The 16,136-nt window shown below is 56.2% G+C and carries 16 protein-coding genes; 5 read left to right on the forward strand and 11 right to left on the reverse strand.

Going from position 1 to position 16,136, the window contains the following annotated elements; translation table 11 throughout:
- Positions 1 to 26: 26 nt before the first annotated feature.
- The 4 genes from JHL21_RS13010 to JHL21_RS13025 all read right to left on the reverse strand — a co-directional run bounded on the left by JHL21_RS13010 (position 27) and on the right by JHL21_RS13025 (position 4,136).
- Positions 27 to 1,079, reverse strand: coding sequence for a chemotaxis response regulator protein-glutamate methylesterase (locus tag JHL21_RS13010; RefSeq protein ID WP_169195574.1), 1,053 nt, complete (start codon positions 1,077 to 1,079; stop codon positions 27 to 29).
- A complete protein-coding gene (locus JHL21_RS13015; RefSeq protein WP_169195575.1) occupies positions 1,080 to 1,919 on the reverse strand; it encodes a protein-glutamate O-methyltransferase CheR in 840 nt (279 codons plus the stop codon).
- Positions 1,920 to 1,942: 23 nt separating this feature from the next.
- Positions 1,943 to 3,346 carry a methyl-accepting chemotaxis protein gene (locus JHL21_RS13020; RefSeq protein WP_254082051.1) on the reverse strand — a complete coding sequence of 468 codons (1,404 nt, stop codon included), beginning with the start codon at positions 3,344 to 3,346 and terminating at the stop codon, positions 1,943 to 1,945.
- A 199-nt stretch (positions 3,347 to 3,545) separates the two neighbouring features.
- Positions 3,546 to 4,136 (reverse strand): chemotaxis protein CheD, encoded by a 591-nt coding sequence (locus JHL21_RS13025; protein WP_169195577.1) that lies wholly within the window; start codon positions 4,134 to 4,136, stop codon positions 3,546 to 3,548.
- A gap of 161 nt (positions 4,137 to 4,297) precedes the next feature.
- Between JHL21_RS13025 and JHL21_RS13030 the strand changes: the two genes are divergently transcribed.
- Positions 4,298 to 4,651 (forward strand): hypothetical protein, encoded by a 354-nt coding sequence (locus JHL21_RS13030; protein ID WP_200213897.1) that lies wholly within the window; start codon positions 4,298 to 4,300, stop codon positions 4,649 to 4,651.
- 108 nt (positions 4,652 to 4,759) lie between these two features.
- On the opposite strand, the gene JHL21_RS13035 is transcribed toward JHL21_RS13030, so the two are convergent.
- The 4 genes from JHL21_RS13035 to JHL21_RS13050 all read right to left on the reverse strand — a co-directional run bounded on the left by JHL21_RS13035 (position 4,760) and on the right by JHL21_RS13050 (position 8,361).
- Positions 4,760 to 5,248: a chemotaxis protein CheW gene (locus JHL21_RS13035; protein WP_169195580.1), complete on the reverse strand. Its 489-nt coding sequence runs from the start codon at positions 5,246 to 5,248 to the stop codon at positions 4,760 to 4,762.
- Positions 5,249 to 5,334: 86 nt separating this feature from the next.
- The gene (locus JHL21_RS13040; protein WP_200213898.1) at positions 5,335 to 7,623 is read right to left on the reverse strand and encodes a chemotaxis protein CheA; all 2,289 of its coding nucleotides are present in this window, start codon (positions 7,621 to 7,623) and stop codon (positions 5,335 to 5,337) included.
- Positions 7,624 to 7,708: 85 nt separating this feature from the next.
- The gene (locus JHL21_RS13045) at positions 7,709 to 8,074 is read right to left on the reverse strand and encodes a response regulator (RefSeq protein WP_169195583.1); all 366 of its coding nucleotides are present in this window, start codon (positions 8,072 to 8,074) and stop codon (positions 7,709 to 7,711) included.
- Positions 8,071 to 8,361, reverse strand: coding sequence for an STAS domain-containing protein (locus JHL21_RS13050; protein ID WP_199532129.1), 291 nt, complete (start codon positions 8,359 to 8,361; stop codon positions 8,071 to 8,073). The genes JHL21_RS13045 and JHL21_RS13050 overlap by 4 nt, the downstream gene beginning before the upstream one ends.
- A gap of 216 nt (positions 8,362 to 8,577) precedes the next feature.
- On the opposite strand from JHL21_RS13050, the gene JHL21_RS13055 reads away from it, so the two are divergent.
- Positions 8,578 to 9,894 carry an NAD(P)H-dependent oxidoreductase gene (locus JHL21_RS13055; RefSeq protein WP_200213899.1) on the forward strand — a complete coding sequence of 439 codons (1,317 nt, stop codon included), beginning with the start codon at positions 8,578 to 8,580 and terminating at the stop codon, positions 9,892 to 9,894.
- A 41-nt stretch (positions 9,895 to 9,935) separates the two neighbouring features.
- On the opposite strand, the gene JHL21_RS13060 is transcribed toward JHL21_RS13055, so the two are convergent.
- A complete protein-coding gene (locus JHL21_RS13060) occupies positions 9,936 to 10,463 on the reverse strand; it encodes an HPP family protein (RefSeq protein WP_200213900.1) in 528 nt (175 codons plus the stop codon).
- Between the two features lie 131 nt (positions 10,464 to 10,594).
- On the opposite strand from JHL21_RS13060, the gene JHL21_RS13065 reads away from it, so the two are divergent.
- Positions 10,595 to 11,401 carry a siderophore-interacting protein gene (locus tag JHL21_RS13065; protein ID WP_254082052.1) on the forward strand — a complete coding sequence of 269 codons (807 nt, stop codon included), beginning with the start codon at positions 10,595 to 10,597 and terminating at the stop codon, positions 11,399 to 11,401.
- 15 nt (positions 11,402 to 11,416) lie between these two features.
- Here the strand turns inward: JHL21_RS13065 and JHL21_RS13070 are convergent, their stop codons facing one another.
- Positions 11,417 to 12,301 (reverse strand): carbohydrate kinase family protein, encoded by an 885-nt coding sequence (locus tag JHL21_RS13070; protein WP_200213901.1) that lies wholly within the window; start codon positions 12,299 to 12,301, stop codon positions 11,417 to 11,419.
- Complete coding sequence (locus tag JHL21_RS13075) at positions 12,298 to 13,245, reverse strand: pseudouridine-5'-phosphate glycosidase (RefSeq protein WP_200213902.1); 948 nt, start codon at positions 13,243 to 13,245, stop codon at positions 12,298 to 12,300. The genes JHL21_RS13070 and JHL21_RS13075 overlap by 4 nt, the downstream gene beginning before the upstream one ends.
- A gap of 437 nt (positions 13,246 to 13,682) precedes the next feature.
- Here JHL21_RS13075 and JHL21_RS13080 point away from each other — a divergent pair, with 437 nt between their 5' ends.
- Both JHL21_RS13080 and potA read left to right on the forward strand, forming a co-directional pair.
- On the forward strand, positions 13,683 to 14,774 hold the full coding sequence (locus JHL21_RS13080; protein ID WP_182394464.1) for a polyamine ABC transporter substrate-binding protein: 1,092 nt from the start codon (positions 13,683 to 13,685) through the stop codon (positions 14,772 to 14,774).
- A gap of 178 nt (positions 14,775 to 14,952) precedes the next feature.
- Positions 14,953 to 16,104, forward strand: a complete 1,152-nt coding sequence (gene potA / locus JHL21_RS13085) for an ABC transporter ATP-binding protein (RefSeq protein ID WP_169195591.1) — start codon at positions 14,953 to 14,955, stop codon at positions 16,102 to 16,104.
- Positions 16,105 to 16,136 lie beyond the last annotated feature (32 nt).

The raw sequence follows: 16,136 nt of genomic DNA on the forward strand, positions 1-16,136 counted from the left end.
TACAATTATCTCAATCTTGACCGAAGCTACGCTGCTGATTTGAGCTTTGCCAGAGCGTTGGCGAGCTTTGTCGCGATCAGGTTAATACTAGCCTGCTCAACCACAGCGCCCTCTTCAAAGGCAACACGTGGCATGCCGTAGACCAGCGACGACGCCTGGTTTTGCCCAACAGTATAGGCACCCGCGTCACGCATCATTTTCAGGCCGCGAGCCCCATCGCGTCCCATGCCGGTCAGAATTGCCCCAACCGCCATATGACCGACGCTCTTCGCTACAGATTCAAACAGCACGTCCACACTTGGACGGTGCCCACTCGTCTGTGCTTCCTGCCCAAGGCGGCATTTCAACTGCCCAGATGTCCGCTCGACACGCAGGTGATAGTCCCCTTTAGCAACGTAAGCGTGGCCCGGCTCAAGAACCATCCGGTCTTCAGCCTCCAGAACTTTTAACGCGCAAAGCTCATCCAGTCGGGCGGCGAAACGTCCGGTAAAACCGGGCGGCATGTGTTGGGCAATGACGACCGGTGGGCAATCAATTGGCAGATCGGACAAAACCGTCCGGATCGCCTCAACCCCACCCGTCGACGCGCCGATAGCGATCAGCGCCCCCTTGGGGGCCGCAGCGGTGCGTAGGGCTTCTTTGCGCACCGGTTCGCCACGGGCAGCAGTTCGCCCACGAACGTCGGATTTGGCAGCTGCGCGGATTTTCTCGCGCAGACCGGCGCCGAAGGCCTCGAGCCCACCCGAGAACTCAGCGCTCGGCTTGGCGACGAAATCCACCGCGCCGAGTTCAAGCGCGAGAAGCGTTTCACTCGCCCCTTTTTTGGTCAAGGTTGACACCATGACCACAGGCGTGGGGCGCAAGCGCATGAGTTTTTCGAGAAATGCCAACCCGTTCATGTTTGGCATTTCAATATCAAGCGTGACCACGTCGGGATTGAGTTGCTTGATCTTATCGCGCGCTTCCAGAGGATCCACTGCTGTGCCAACGACTTCGATATCACCCTCGCGGGTTAGCATCCGGCCGAGCACTTCGCGGATGAGCGCCGAGTCGTCGACGACCAAAACCTTGATGCTCATTTATGCAGCTCTTCTATTCAGTTTCTCGCGGGACTGGTAAATCGTCTTACCAACCAGCCGGAAAGCCTCACCACTCGTTCCCAGATTTTCTGAGTGTCCGATGTAGAGAAATCCTTCTGGCGCCAGCATTTTACCTAAGCGCGAGAACACCTCGCCTTGCGTCGGCTTGTCAAAGTAAATCGCGACGTTTCGGCAAAAAATCGCATCAAACGGACCCTTCATCGGCCACTGGCCAATGAGGTTCAACTGCTTGAAGGAAATGAGTTCGCGGACCGCTTGCGGAACGCGGATCATGCCGTTGGATTTTTCGAAATGACGTGAGCGTTCGGCGCTCAACCCGGCCAGTTCACTCTCTGGGTAGACGCCCATCGACGCCTTCTGAATCACAGACGTGTCGATGTCTGTTGCCAGAATTTTGAAATCCCAACGCTTCAACTCAGGAAACGCCACCAAGAGGTCGAGGCCGATCGTGTAAGGCTCTTGACCTGTGGAGCAACCCGCCGACCATATGCGCAGACGCTGGCCGCGTGGACGCTCATTGATCAAATTGCCCACAAATTGGCGCAGATGATCAAAGTGATGGTCTTCGCGATAAAAGCGCGTCAAATTGGTCGTCAACGCATTGACGAACTCCTGACTATCCTCGGCCGAACCGCCTTTTTCAAGGAAATCGACATAGGCGTCAAAACTGGGCAAACCATGAGCACGCAGGATCTTGGACAGGCGGGAAATAACCAGCGTCCGCTTCGCATCACTTAGAGAAATGCCAGCGACGGTGTAAACCCGCGCCTTGATCCGCGCGAACTCGCGTTCACTCAGGGAATATTCTCCCTGCTCCATTTTTACCCTCTCCAGCCGGACTTCTATCCGGCGGCCCGCATCGGGGTGATCCCAAGGCGGCCATTAGCGGTCGTCCGGGCCAATTCTGCCCGGGTGGGCATGTCTGTGACGCTACCCTCTGTGTGCATAGTCGCCGACTCATTGCTTAGATTGCGTAAATTATCTTGCAGTGCCTTGGTGATATTTTGCAGCGCATCAGCCTCCGCAAGGCCCGCACGTGCCTGCGTCCGGCCCTGATCCGCGACAACACGTATGTCTTTGGCTGAACGATTGGTAAGCTTACTAAGCTGACGGACCTCGTCTGCCACAACTGCAAAACCCGCGCCTTTTTCACCGGCTCTCGCCGCTTCTACGGCCGCGTTGAGTGCGAGAAGATTGGTACGGAAAGAAACATCCTCAATCCCTGCCGTCATGCGATCAATCTCAGCAGTTAGACGGTCCAGCTCGGCGACAAATTCATGTGTCCGCTGTGCAGATTTGTCGGCTTGGCTGGCAAGGGAGCGCGCATCTCCTGCCTTGCGTGCGGCGTCTTGAACCCGCGCTTCCATTGCCTTGAGCTTTGTTACCCCTTCAGCCAAAGCTTGGCGTCCCAGATCGGCCTTAGCCTCAAACTCTCTCGCGCGTTCTTCAAACTGGCCAAGCAGTTGCTTGACGGTCGACAGCTTGGTCTCGAGCGCTTCGCGCGTGTTGATCTGATCATCATGGAAGTCGTCAAAGGCGGAAAGTAGATCTAGAACCTGTTGGCTCTGCTCGGCAAATGGCAGATTTGGATTGCGGAGCTTTTCGCTCTTACCAGCGATGGTGCTTTGGAGCTGAGCTAAGCCTTCGCCCATCATGCCCAACGCCTCATTAATTGCCGACAGCCCGGGAGCGTGTTTGATAGACGTGACATCAAACCGGAAGCCGGTCTGCCCACTCGCCAAAGCGCCGGCTAGCGCGTCCAAATCATCATGCTGGACCAACTGCCCGGTCGGTTTTATTTCGAGGGCGTAGCCGCCACCTGGCAAGGAATAACGATTGGTATTCATACGGATACCGCCGAGCATGAGGAAGTCCCGTGCCGATGCGCCGGGCCCCAATACGGTCTCGATACTGTCTCCAACCTTAGCCGCGGGCACCAGCTCCCGTAGTCCGCGACTAAGAGCGGTCACCTTGCCGAAAGTATCAACGATCGAAATCGCACTGTCCAAATGCACGAGTGCTTGCTGATAGCTGTGCGCAACCTCAACGCGCTGCGCTAGTCGCGCGCTCATCGCGGCGATAGTGTCGAGCTCATCAGCACGTTCGCTCAGACCAACGGTTTGTCCTAGTTTTGCGAGATCTCGTCGGCTGGTTTGCGCTAATCTATTGGCCAGAAACACTGACCCGGCGACACAAAAAGCGGCAGTTCCACCAACCGTGCTTAGCCAGAGAGAACCGGGTCCCATTGCAACATAAAGACCTGCGCTAAGCGCCCCACCGACCAACCACATTGCAGATGTAGAGACGGCCAGTCGCTGGAAGCAACCGGGTGATAATGAAGCGGGGGGCTGCACACTCTTGACCGTCATAGCGTTAACCATACGTCAAAAATGGTTAACCAATCCTATAGCCCCATGGTGGGCCGTAATTTCTGGGTAACAGCGGTTAAAAAAGTTCGATATCCACCGCTGGCGCAGGAACAACCACCCGACGACGCGCAATCGCCAGTTCTTCTCTTGCAACGTTCGCACCGACATCGGCGTCTAGACGCTTTACAAAAGCTCTCCCAGAATGGGGCTTGAACAACACGCGGCGGGCATAGGACCCGCCCAGATCTTCACTCGTCGTTATATAACCTTCGTCATGGAGGAACGAGCGGATGAACTCGATGTTCTTGGCGCCAACATCGTCCAATGTCGTCGCAATTTTGCCACCGCCGAAGACCTTGATCTCGAGGTTAGGCTTGTACCCCGTGCCTGCTGACAAAACCTTGTTGATAAGCTGCTCCATGGCGAAGGCGCCATAGCGGGCAGAAGCACCAAACCGGTCTCGCGATGACCCTGACTGCTCGGCGAGCAAAAAGTGGTTCATACCGCCAATATTGGCCACGCGATCCCGAACACAGGCGGAAATGCACGATCCCAACACGGTCGAAAAGGTCACATTCGGATCAGATGAGACGTGGCAATCTCCCTGATGCACGGAGGTTACCACGCCACGATCAAATTCTGGCGGCAAGGAACTGGGGAGGACCATGAAAGTGGTATTACTCTTGAGGCTATTCCGTCATGATGATAGCGGACTAATGTTAGCCAAACGCTAACCACCCCTTACGAGCCTCCCCAAGTGTGCATCGGTGAAACGTGAGATTCAGAATTTCACGTTAGGGTGTGCTATCGGTGCCAGGAAGACTTTCAATGTCGCTGCAAAAACTCGCTAGAGAACTCGACGAGACCGGACGCCAGACGTCCGAAATGCTCGAAGGTATTTCGCAGGCGTTGACCCTACTCGCACAAAAGCCGTTAGGAGATGACCCTAAGGTGAAACAAGCCGTTCACCTGATCATCACCGCGCTGCAAGGACAGGACCGGATCGAGCAGCGGTGCCGCAATATCGCTCTTGCCGCTCGCCAGTTTGCTCTGCTGCCGCCTACCGCACCAGAGAGTGTCTATGCTGAGATATGGGAAAGCCTCACCCTGGATGAACTGCGCGTTCCAGAGCTTTCCGGAGTCGCTAGAAACCATTCGAGCGGCGACGCCGATTTGTTTTAAAGCTTTTGGGACGGCGCCCAACGGCGCCTTTCGCTCTTCTGACATCGACAACAAAAAAGGCGCCGGTCAGGGCGCCTAATTTTCCACAAAACTATATTTCGACGCTATTTATGCGTCTAGACGCGCACCGCTAACCACGGCGTGTAGATCGATGAGCCCAACCATACGGCTATCGTGGGTCACGATCCCATTGAGCAGCTCGGTATCGATCGCATTGCCTTCTGGCACATTGTGAATGTCGGCACGGTTGACGGTGAGAATATCACTCACAGCGTCAACGAGAATTCCGACCCACTTATCGCCAACACTCATCACCACCACGACGTGGTTTTTGGTCGGCGAGGTCTGACCATCGCCAAAGCGCGCGCGCAGATCAAAAATTGGAACAATGGTGCCACGCAGGTTGATCACGCCACGTACGAATTCACGGGTGTTTGGCAGCGGGGTTGCACCGTTCCACGCGCGGATTTCGCGCACCGTGGTAATCTCCACACCATAGGTCTGATCGCCGATAGAAAATGCGATCAGCTGTAGAGTGTTTTGACCGGCAACAGCGGTGTTGTCGCCCATATCGTCTCGAAGGCTCAATGATTCCATTGTTCTGGCCCTTTGCTGCCCTTCTGGGCGCCTAACAGAGGTTGAATTCTACACCCGAAGGTGACGACAATTTCTTAACGTGCTGACTACGCGGCATTCTGATGAAGTTGCGTCGTGCGCAGACCTTGCACGTCAACAATCAAAGCGACATTGCCGTCACCCAGAATAGTGCCCCCGGCGATGCCTTCGACGCGCTCGAAGTTCTCTTCAAGCGATTTGATAACAACCTGCTGCTGACCGATAATGTCGTCCACAACCAGCGCCAGCTTTTGACTGCCTTCGGTCTCGCACAAGACAACAAACTGATCGTCCGGCTGCACTTCAGACGGAAGTCCAAAGCGCTGGCAAAGATCGGCCACCTGCACATATTCGCCACGCACCTGCAGCACGCGACCACCAGAAGGAACACGGTCAAAACTTGCGCGCGAGCACTGGATCGTTTCAACAATCGAAGAGAGTGGAACCACGTAAGGGCTCCCGCCCAATCGCACCAACATCACGTCGAGTACCGCCAGTGTCAGCGGCAGACGCAGGGTCATACGCGTGCCCTTGCCGGTGCGGCTACGAACGTGAACCGAACCACCAATCTTCTTGATGTTGGAGAGCACAACGTCCATGCCCACACCGCGACCAGAGATGTCGCTCACAGCATCTGCTGTCGAGAAACCAGGGGCAAAGATCAATTGATCAATTTGCTCATCGGTCGGTGTGAAGTCCGGCGCAACAATGCCCTTGTCGCGAGCCAGTTGCAGCACGCGCTCACGATTGATGCCAGCACCATCATCTTCGACGATGATCAGAATATTGCCACCTGCCTGCTCTGCCGAGAGACGAACGGTACCAAATTCGTTCTTACCAACGGCAAGGCGCTTTTCTGGCGACTCGATACCATGGTCTGCAGAATTGCGGATCATGTGGGTCAGCGGGTCTGAAAGCTGCTCAATAACCGTCTTATCGATTTCCGTGTTTTCACCGATGGTTTCGAGCTTGATCTTCTTGCCGGTTTTGAGCGCCAGCTCGCGTACGAGCCGCGGCATACGAGAAAACACCGATTTGACGGGTTGGGCACGGATCGCCATGACCGAGTCCTGAAGACCACGAGTGGTCTGCGCCAGAACTTCAAGACCACGGACCAGCTCGGTATAGCGTGCGCGCAGGGTCTCATCCATTTGCTGGGTCAGCATGGATTGCGTGATAACCAGTTCGCCCACCATGTTCACAACACGATCAACCTTATCAAGGTCGACGCGGATTGACTGAACACCAGAAGGTCGGTGGCTTTCTTCTTGTTCGTTTGCCGCTGTCGGCGCTGCAGCCGCAGGAGGCTTCGGCGCAGTTGGAGCAACAGGCCGCGCTGCAACCACAGGCGCTGCCGGCTTAATTTCAGCAGCAAGATCAAGGAAGCTTAGGCCCGCGTCTTCAGCGGCAGCAGGAACTTCAGCCTTCGCAGCGGATGGAACAACCACAGCCTTCTTGCTGGCCATTTCTTCTTCGGTCAGCGCCAAAAGGCTGGCAAAGTCTGCGTCTTCTTCTTCGTCGGCAACGATGGCTTGGACCGGAGCCACAGGTGCAGCACCGCCACGCGAGATGATGATTTCACAATCGCCGTCGACGAATTCGAACACTTCGCGAATGGAGACTTCGCTGACGTCACGCCCGCTCAGTGTGATCGTCCACGAGCAGTAGACAGCAAAAGGATCGAAATCCGCCAATTGCGAGATCTCAGCCAGATGCGCAGTGACGCTTATCTCGCCCAGTGCAGCAAGTTCGCGGAAGAGCAACAGCGGATCATTGGCACGCGCGTAAAGGGCGCGATGCGGCGTAAAACGTATAGACCAACTTCCGTCGACATCCTCCATCGGAGGGGCGTCAAACGTATCGTCGCTGGCGTCGTCTGTTCCGATGGAGACCATGACTGGCACAAACTCAAGGTCGAATTCTTCGACAATCTCGCCGCTGAGATCGTCTTCATCGTCGCTCGTAGAGGTGTCACCGCGCGCCAAAGCGTCAAAGCGGGACTTTTCTTCTGAGCCGTAATCGAGAGGAAGTTCTTCCCCCAATTGCGCGGCCTTCACATAATCCGCGACAATATCATTGGCGCGGATACAGAGGGCTGCGACTTCGTCGGTGAGCTCTACTCTACCATCACGAACGTAATCGAGCAGGGTTTCATAGGCGTGCGCGAAGCCCACCAATGCAGAGAAGCCGAAAGCTCCTGCCCCGCCCTTGATCGAGTGAATGGCCCGGAAGACAGCATTGAGGCGATCGGAACCACGCTCGCCTTCTTCAATGGCAGCAAACTGTTCTTCAAGCTCGGTGAGAAGCTCGGAACATTCGTCAAAATAGGTTGCCTTGAAATCGTCGAGATCACTCATACGCGCTCTTCGCCCCTTCTGGGCTCATCTGGCATTTGGTAGTCAAATGCCCGCTGAACGGCGTGTTCGGCGGACATATAGGGAGTTAGTGGACAACGCGGTTGATAACGGAGATCAGTTTTTCCGGGTCGAAAGGCTTAACGATCCAGCCGGTACCGCCAGCCGCCTTACCCTGATCGCGCTTATCCTGGCTCGTCTCAGTGGTAAGAATGAGAATTGGGAGGCTATTGTGCTGGCCGGTGGCGCGCACGTTCTTGATAAACTCAATGCCGTCCATGACGGGCATGTTGATGTCGGTGATAACAACATCGACGCTCTCATTTTTGAGAACATCAAGTCCCTGCTGGCCGTCTTCGGCTTGCAAGACCTCAAAGCCCGCATTGCTCAACGTGTGATGCAACATGGCCAAAATCGTTCGCGAGTCGTCGACGGTGAGTACACGCAGCGTCATTGTTCTATCATCCCCGAAAACCGGGCATTCAATCCCAGCCTCTCAATCGCAACACTCATGGCTGCGCTTACATTTTGAATGGCAAATCCAGTCTGCTGGACCTGTGCAGTCTCAGCTGCGCTCACCAAGAGAAACAGTGCATTGGTGGAAACACGTTCCACCGCAGATGCATCGACAACAACAGCGCCCAGGCCAATCGCGTCGATGAGGCGATCGCGTATGGTATCTAGCGCATCGAGGTCGATAATGGCTGGTAAGGCGACCGAAATGCTATTTGAAATGGCCATAGGCGAGACAAGCCCCCGAAGTCTTCACTTGCCATAATCGCCCGCACAGGTTGAGGAATTGCTAATCGTGTCAGTCAGTCAGCCCTATCCACAGCATAGAACGCCACTTATGGCCCGCCCGGGCTGCCAAATTGAGCGAAAAGGTTTCGAGCGAAAACCTTGCTCCGCTCCCATCTGCGCGCTATCGGCATAGGGAACGTAGATTGGAATAGTCATATGGCCCCCAAAATAGCGCTCACCGGCATTGCCCGTGATCTCGCGGCTCGCGCTGAGCAAGGTAAAACCATCCGGGTGGGGGTTATTGGCTCGGGTGAAATGGGTACGGACCTCGTGACCCAGATGAGCCTGATGCAAGGCGTAGAGATGGCTGCCATTGCCACGCGTCGTCCGCACACCGCGCTCGACGCCATGAAAATCGCCTATGGCGATGATAGTCGCGGCAAGGAAGCGGAAACGCCAGCTCAGGCCACGGCCGCAATTGAGCAAGGCAAGATTGCCATCACCAACGCTGAGACGCTGGTCACGACGCCCAACATCGACGTGATTATTGATGCGACGGGCAAACCGGGCGTTGCGGCCGACTATGACCTTATGGCCATGGAGCACGGCAAGCATGTGGTGATGATGAACGTCGAAGCCGACGTCACCATTGGACCTTACTTAAAGGCTCAGGCCGATCGCCTTGGCGTTGTTTATTCGGTGGGCGCGGGCGATGAACCAAGCTCATGCATGGAGTTGATCGAGTTCGTTTCAGCACTTGGCCTCGACATTGTTGCCGCCGGCAAGGGCAAGAACAATCCTCTTAAGCACGATGCCGTCCCCGACGATTATCGCGAAGAAGCCATGCGCCGGAACATGAACCCACGCATGTTGGTGGAATTTGTCGACGGTTCAAAAACCGCCGTGGAAATGACCGCCATCGCCAACGCCACCGGCCTAGTGCCTGACGTTCCGGGCATGCATGGCCCCGCAACGCATCGTGATGACATGGCCAAGGTTCTGATCCCCAAAGAAGACGGGGGCATCCTCAACAAGATGGGCGTGGTTGATTTCACCATCGGTAAGGGTGTTGCACCCGGCGTATTTGTGATCGTGAAAGCAGACCACCCGCGCATTATCGAGCGCATGGATGATCTGCATATCGGGCACGGGCCGTACTATGCATTCTTCCGCCCATATCATCTGACCAGCTTGGAAGTGCCGCTCACCTGCGCACGGATTATGATGTACGGCAGACCAGACATGGTGCCTCTGCCACGACCAGTGGCTGAAGTCTGTGCCGTTGCCAAGCGCGATCTCCTGCCCGGCGAGAGCCTGGATGCGATTGGTGAGACCTGCTACCGCTCTTATGCAATGACCGTTACTGACGCGCAGGCGGCCAAGGCCATCCCTGTTGGTCTTTTGGAAGGCGGACGAGTGACCGCCCCTATCGCCAAGGGCAGCCTGATCTCCACCGCCAACGCGCAACCTGACACCTCGACGCGACTATTTTCACTGCGCCAAGAGCAGGACCGCATGCTGGGCTACATTTAAGACGATCCCCAGAAGCTCCCTCAGGGGAGCTTCTTTCATTTTCATTCGACGTTTTGCGATAGGGGCAACGGATAGCGCTTCCGGTGGGGTGGCAGGCGGTGCATGACCATGCCAACCACTACCAGAACAATGCAGGACGCGAGCAACGCCCCAAACAGGTTTAAGGCTGGCACAGGGCCAGTATACACCATCAGTGGAACCGCCGCCGCCGGGGGATGGGAAACCCGAAAGACCAGCATGGTCAACATGGTCAGCCCCACCGCCAGCCCAACGAGCCACCACGGCTCGGGGACAATCACCATGCTCAGCGCCGCAAAAACAGCCCCAATGAAATAACCCGCAAAAATGTTAATCGGCTGCGCGCCCGGCGCTTGCGGCTGGCCAAATATCAGCAGTGCGGTTGGAGCCAATGGCGCGAGCAGCAAAGGCAATCCGCTGGCGACGCCCAATCCGGCAATTAACGTGACGCTGAGCGCTGTTCCGATCGTGGATTTGAGATGGATGCGCCAGTCCGCTTTCGGCTCATGGCGTGCAACCCAGCGGGCAAGGAGGGGATTTAATTGGCGCATTCGTGGACAATTTTCCATTTTTCAATCGCCAGATAAAGTTTCATCTGCACTTTGCCTATGCCCCTTGCGTGCTTGCGCCCAGACGCCGCACGGGATAATTGCTGACACGCTAACTCAGAAATAAAGTAAACATGATGGACGCCATTGACCCACGCGCTCCGCAGCGCGTTCGCCACGAGACCAGGCTTCGTCTGCTCACGGTCAAAACCGTGACTGACATCACCCCCCTCATGCGCCGCATACGTCTTGAAGGCGATATGGCAGGTTTCGCTTCACTTGGACACGCCGACCACATCAAAACCTTCCTTTTTGCCGAAGGTGTGGCACCGGAGCTTCCGCCCGTTGGCCCACGTGGTGCTGAATTTGCGCCTGGCACTCGGCCTGAAATGCGTGACTACACCCCACGCTATTGGAATGTGGAAGAAGGCTGGATCGAACTCGACTTCGTCCTCCACGGCGACGGCCCTGCCTCCACTTGGGCAAACGCTGCTGTCTCCGGCAGCAAATTGGTTATCGGCGGGCCCCGCGGCTCGATGATCGTGCCCTTCGCATTCGACTGGTACTTGCTCGTCGGCGACGAAACAGCACTGCCCGCGATTGGTCGCCGCATTGAAGAAATGCCTGAAGGCGCCAAGGTTATTGCCATTCTCGAGGTCGACAACCCTGCAGAAGTGCAGAGCTTTGAAACCAAGGCGGACCTCGCACTGCACTATGTCTACCGCAATGGCGCGACCGCAGGCACGACGACAGTTCTCGCGGACGCTGTGACTGCTGCAGCACTGCCAGACGGCGTAGCCTATGCCTATATCGCGGGTGAAGTGACCATGGCCCACGCGGTGCGCGACCACTTAACCTCAGAGCGCGGTTTCAACCCTGAATACATCAAAGCTGCAGGCTACTGGCGCTATGGCGTCGCTGACGCTCACGAAGACCACTAATTCTGTGGGCCAGCCTTACTGAGGCTGGCCTCCAACAAATTGCACAGCTTTAGCACCGCCAGCTATCCCGGCACCGAGGCACGTAGCAGCATCCGCACCGGCCAGAAGCGCGCCAACAAATCCGGCCGCAAAAGCATCCCCTGCCCCGGTTGTATCAACCACCGGCACGACAGGCGCCGGAAGGCTCAGCACAATCCCCTCTGTCCCGCCCAGCACCGCCCCGAACCGACCGCGTTTAATAACGACATTTCGGAAGGTTTTAGCGAGTATCGCGATTTGCTGCTCGAAATCAGCGTGGCCTGTCAAAACCTCTGCCTCGCTGTCATTGGCAAATATCCAATCACATGAGCCAACCCAAGCCATAAACTGGCTGGGGCCGATCTCGGCCAGAAATCCAACCGAGGCCGGGTCGACAGCAATTGGAATCTGCCGCGCGCGGGCTTGATCGAGCAGACGCCGCGCAGCTTGCCTCGGCCCTGGCGAAAACAGACTATAGCCCGAAATCAAGACGAGCCCGACCTCGTCCAAAACGGTTTCGGGCATATCATCTGAGCATAGGTTGAGATTGGCGCCGCGGTCGGTGAGAAAGCTACGCTCGCCGTTCTGATCCAGCACCGTCACGAGGATGCCAGAATCAAACTCAGCATCGCCAGCCAAGTGGGCATCAACACCAAAGCGCGCAAAATAGCGCTCGTGCGTGGCCAAATCGTCCTGCCCTACCCGCGCAACAAACTTGACGGGCACGCCGGCGGCACCAAGCCACACAGCCTGATTGGCTCCGGAACCGCCGGGCCGATTGCGAATTTTCGCGCGTCGATCAGAGCCCCACACTATGGGGCCCTCAGGTTTGACAATAATGTCGGTCATCACGTCGCCGACGACGAGGACCTTCAAGCTCATGGGCGATGCACGCTCGCCTTATTGGCTTCGATCGCCGCCAGTTCGACCGCAATTTCTGCTGCAACCCGGGCATTGTTTTTGACGAGGGCAATATTTGAGGCCAACGACCGTCCCTCGGTCAGCTCGAAAATCCGCTTCAGCAGAAAGGGCGTGGTCGCCTTACCAGCTATGCCCTGGGTTTCCGCGTCAGCCAAAGCCTGCGTGATGAAGGCTTCGATTGCCTCTGGCTCCCATGCGTCCGCTTCCGGAATAGGATTGGCAATCAGCACCCCACCCATTTCTAAATCGGCTTGAATGGACAGCATTTTTGCAACCGCTGCGGCAGTATCAAATCGATGATCGACCTTGAACCCGCTGGTCCGGGCCCAAAACGCCGGAAAATCATCGGTTCCAAAGCCAAGCACGGGCACACCATTGGTTTCCAAAACCTCTAGTGTCTTGGCGATATCCAGAATGGATTTCGCGCCCGCACAAATGACCGTCACAGGCGTGTTGCCGAGCTCTTCTAGGTCTGCCGAAATATCAAAACTGTCCTCGGCGCCGCGATGCACCCCACCGATGCCGCCAGTCGCGAAAATGGCAATTCCGGCAAGCGCTGCAATCTGCATAGTGGTGGCAACAGTTGTGCCCGCCATCTCGCCGCTCGCCAAAAGTGCGGCAACGTCACGACGGCTGGCTTTGGCTGCCCTATGACCTTCTACCGCTAAGCGTTCCAAGTCATCGCCAGAAACACCAACGCATAGGCGACCGTCCATAATAGCGATCGTCGCTGGGACAGCGCCTGCTTTACGCACGACATCTTCGACATCGCGCGCCATGGCCAGATTCTGCGGATAGGGCATGCCATGGGTGATGATTGTCGATTCGAGAGCAACCACTGGCAGACCCTTCGCCAGCGCCGATTTCACCTCGCCCGAGACCGATAGATAGGCTTTCCCGTCCATGGATATTCCCTATTCCCAACCCTGTGGGTGCCGCAAAAGGCCAGCACTGCCATACTAGCTTTTGCGCTTGGGCAACAAATGGGTCAAGAGGTGCAAAAACTTCGCTTACACCGCCTTGTCGGCGGGCCCAATTCTGCTAATTTCGCAATGATCCTGAGGGAAAGGTTACTTCGCTGAACACGTCTATTGTTGATGGCGCGCAATTTGCGCCTCGATACACGCCCGGCTCCGGGACAATGGCAGCGTTGACCAACCGCTCTGACGAGCGGGCGACTTCTCGATTCACATTTCCAATTTCACATTTTCCGAGCTCTCAAAGATGAGGTGCCGGGGCAAGTCGCGGGGCTTTTCCGCGACCCAAGCGTTACGCCGCTAAACCAGCTGTCGCGTCAGACAGACCATCACCTCAACCAAGGTCCCAATAGGAGACTGATCCCATGAACAAGCCACTCGCCATTGCCCTGGGTGCTCTCTTGGCTGCTAGCCCTGTCTTTGCGCAGGAAGAGCCAGTGCTCAACGTCTACAACTGGTCCGATTATATCGCCGAAGACACCATCGCCAATTTCGAAAAGGAAACTGGCATCAAGGTGAACTACGACGTTTATGACAGCAACGAAATCGTCGACGCCAAGCTCCTTGCTGGCAATTCGGGCTATGACATCGTCGTGCCGTCGGGCAATTTCGTTGAACGTCAGATCAAATTCGGCCTGATCGCTCCGCTTGATAAGTCCAAGCTGACCAATCTGGGCAATCTTGATCCGGTCGTTATGGAACAAGCCGCACGCCACGATCCAGACAATGCCCACGCGGTTCCCTACATGATCAACACGATCGGTCTGGGTTACAACAGCGCCAAGCTGGCGGAAGCTCTGGGTGCCGACGCGCCAATCGACAGCTGGGACCTGCTGTTCAAGCCTGACGTGGTATCAAAGCTGGCCTCTTGCGGTGTTGCTGTTCTCGATAGCCCGTCTGAAGTCATGGGTATTGCGCTGAACTACCTCGGCATCGACGCCAATTCGGAATCTGAGGAAGACCTCGCCAAGGCCGAAGCTCTGCTTAACTCGGTGAAGCCGCACATCCGTTACTTCCACTCGTCGCAGTACATCGACGATCTGGGCAACGGCGAAATCTGCTTGGCCCTCGGCTACTCGGGCGACATCTTCATTGCCTCGGACGCGGCAGCCGAAGCCAATCGTGGCGTCGAAGTCAACTATCTGATCCCCAAGGAAGGTGCAGCAACGCTGTTCGATTTCATGGAGATTCCTGCGGACGCCCCGCACAAGGAAAATGCCCACAAGTTTATCGACTACATCCTGCGCCCAGAAGTTGTGGCTGAGATCACCAATTATGTGTTCTACGCCAACCCAAACCTGCCAGCTCTTGAGTTTGTAGACGATGAAGTGAAGAACAATCCTGGCATTTATCCGCCTGCAGAAGTGCTGGCCGAAGCTTTTGTGATGTCTGCGCACTCTCCAGAGTACGAAGAGGTCTTGACCCGCACTTGGACCCGCATCAAAACGGGTCAGTAACAAGTTTTGCGAAGGGGCGGTTTCGACCGCCCCTTCAACCATTGCCAGCCCGGTTTTCGAAAGTCTTCGAACACCCTCCCCTGGCGTTGTTTTCGAGTACCGATTTTTGCCTTAAACGGAGAAGTCGGCAGCGCTGAAGATGACGGCAGGTGGCCGTCAGTAGAGTTGCAGAGCGTCAATGGCCAAGAAGCCGCAGCTTGCAGTCGATACGCGCCCATGGCGCGATACTGGTAATAATAAGCCCTTCGTTCGCATTAAAAATGTGACCAAGAAGTTTGGCGACGTCACTGCTGTCAATGACGTGTCGCTCGACATCTATCGCTCTGAACTCTTCTGCCTACTGGGCGGTTCAGGCTCGGGCAAGTCGACGCTTTTGCGCATGCTCGCAGGCTTTGAAATGCCAACCTCGGGCACCATCGAGATCGACGGCCAGGACATGACCAATGTCCCGCCCTATAACCGTCCCATCAATATGATGTTCCAGAGCTATGCTCTGTTCCCGCACATGACGGTCGAGCAGAACATCGCCTATGGTCTCAAGCGCGATCACCTGCCCAAGGATGAGATCACTGCGCGTGTCGCTGAACTTCTCGCATTGGTGAAGTTGCAGGACTATGGCAAGCGCAAGCCGCACCAGCTTTCCGGTGGTCAGCGCCAGCGCGTTGCCCTCGCGCGTGCTCTTGCTAAGCGGCCAAAACTCTTGCTCCTCGACGAACCTCTTGGCGCGCTCGACAAGAAGCTGCGCGAGGAAACCCAGTTCGAGCTGGTCAAAATTCAGGAATCGCTTGGCGTTACCTTCATCGTCGTGACCCACGACCAGGAAGAAGCCATGACCTTGGCCACCCGTATCGGGGTGATGAACCAAGGCGAAATCGCCATGATTGGCGAACCAACTGACATCTACGAATATCCAAACTCCCGTTTTGTCGCGAGTTTTATTGGCTCGGCCAATATGGTCGAAGGCACTGTCACCGAGGACGAGCCAGACCACGTGCGTATTCGTTCCAAGGAATTGGGCTGCGATATTTACGTCGGCCACGGGGTCGACTGCGCACCAGATCAGATTTTGTGGTGGGCCATCCGCCCAGAGAAAATGTCGCTGAGCCGTGAAAAGCCCGAAGGCCATTTCGGCGCCAACGTCACCACTGGCGTGGTCGAAGAAATCGCGTACCTGGGCGACATCTCGGTTTATCAGGTGGAGCTGGAAAGCGGCAAACGCGTCCGTGTGAGCCAGACCAATTCCGTGCGAGGTAATCCAGACGCGATTACCTGGGAAGAGAAGGTCTACATCACCTGGGATGACAACGCCGGTTCGGTGCTAACAGTATGATCACCCCTTTTGTTGTTTTCCAGCGTGGGGTC

Source organism: Devosia sp. WQ 349K1, assembly GCF_016595685.1.
Classification (GTDB): Bacteria; Pseudomonadota; Alphaproteobacteria; order Rhizobiales; family Devosiaceae; genus Devosia.

Coding starts and splice junctions, on each gene's coding strand:
- JHL21_RS13080 (WP_182394464.1), top strand. CDS start 13,683: ATGAACAAGCCACTCGCCATTGCCCTGGGTGCTCTCTTGGCTGCTAGC.
- JHL21_RS13020 (WP_254082051.1), bottom strand. CDS start 3,346: ATGGGACCCGGTTCTCTCTGGCTAAGCACGGTTGGTGGAACTGCCGCT.
- JHL21_RS13035 (WP_169195580.1), bottom strand. CDS start 5,248: ATGGAATCATTGAGCCTTCGAGACGATATGGGCGACAACACCGCTGTT.
- JHL21_RS13030 (WP_200213897.1), top strand. CDS start 4,298: ATGTCGCTGCAAAAACTCGCTAGAGAACTCGACGAGACCGGACGCCAG.
- JHL21_RS13060 (WP_200213900.1), bottom strand. CDS start 10,463: ATGCGCCAATTAAATCCCCTCCTTGCCCGCTGGGTTGCACGCCATGAG.
- JHL21_RS13025 (WP_169195577.1), bottom strand. CDS start 4,136: ATGGTCCTCCCCAGTTCCTTGCCGCCAGAATTTGATCGTGGCGTGGTA.
- JHL21_RS13015 (WP_169195575.1), bottom strand. CDS start 1,919: ATGGAGCAGGGAGAATATTCCCTGAGTGAACGCGAGTTCGCGCGGATC.
- JHL21_RS13075 (WP_200213902.1), bottom strand. CDS start 13,245: ATGGACGGGAAAGCCTATCTATCGGTCTCGGGCGAGGTGAAATCGGCG.
- potA (WP_169195591.1), top strand. CDS start 14,953: ATGGCCAAGAAGCCGCAGCTTGCAGTCGATACGCGCCCATGGCGCGAT.
- JHL21_RS13010 (WP_169195574.1), bottom strand. CDS start 1,079: ATGAGCATCAAGGTTTTGGTCGTCGACGACTCGGCGCTCATCCGCGAA.
- JHL21_RS13040 (WP_200213898.1), bottom strand. CDS start 7,623: ATGAGTGATCTCGACGATTTCAAGGCAACCTATTTTGACGAATGTTCC.
- JHL21_RS13055 (WP_200213899.1), top strand. CDS start 8,578: ATGGCCCCCAAAATAGCGCTCACCGGCATTGCCCGTGATCTCGCGGCT.
- JHL21_RS13070 (WP_200213901.1), bottom strand. CDS start 12,301: ATGAGCTTGAAGGTCCTCGTCGTCGGCGACGTGATGACCGACATTATT.
- JHL21_RS13045 (WP_169195583.1), bottom strand. CDS start 8,074: ATGACGCTGCGTGTACTCACCGTCGACGACTCGCGAACGATTTTGGCC.
- JHL21_RS13050 (WP_199532129.1), bottom strand. CDS start 8,361: ATGGCCATTTCAAATAGCATTTCGGTCGCCTTACCAGCCATTATCGAC.
- JHL21_RS13065 (WP_254082052.1), top strand. CDS start 10,595: ATGATGGACGCCATTGACCCACGCGCTCCGCAGCGCGTTCGCCACGAG.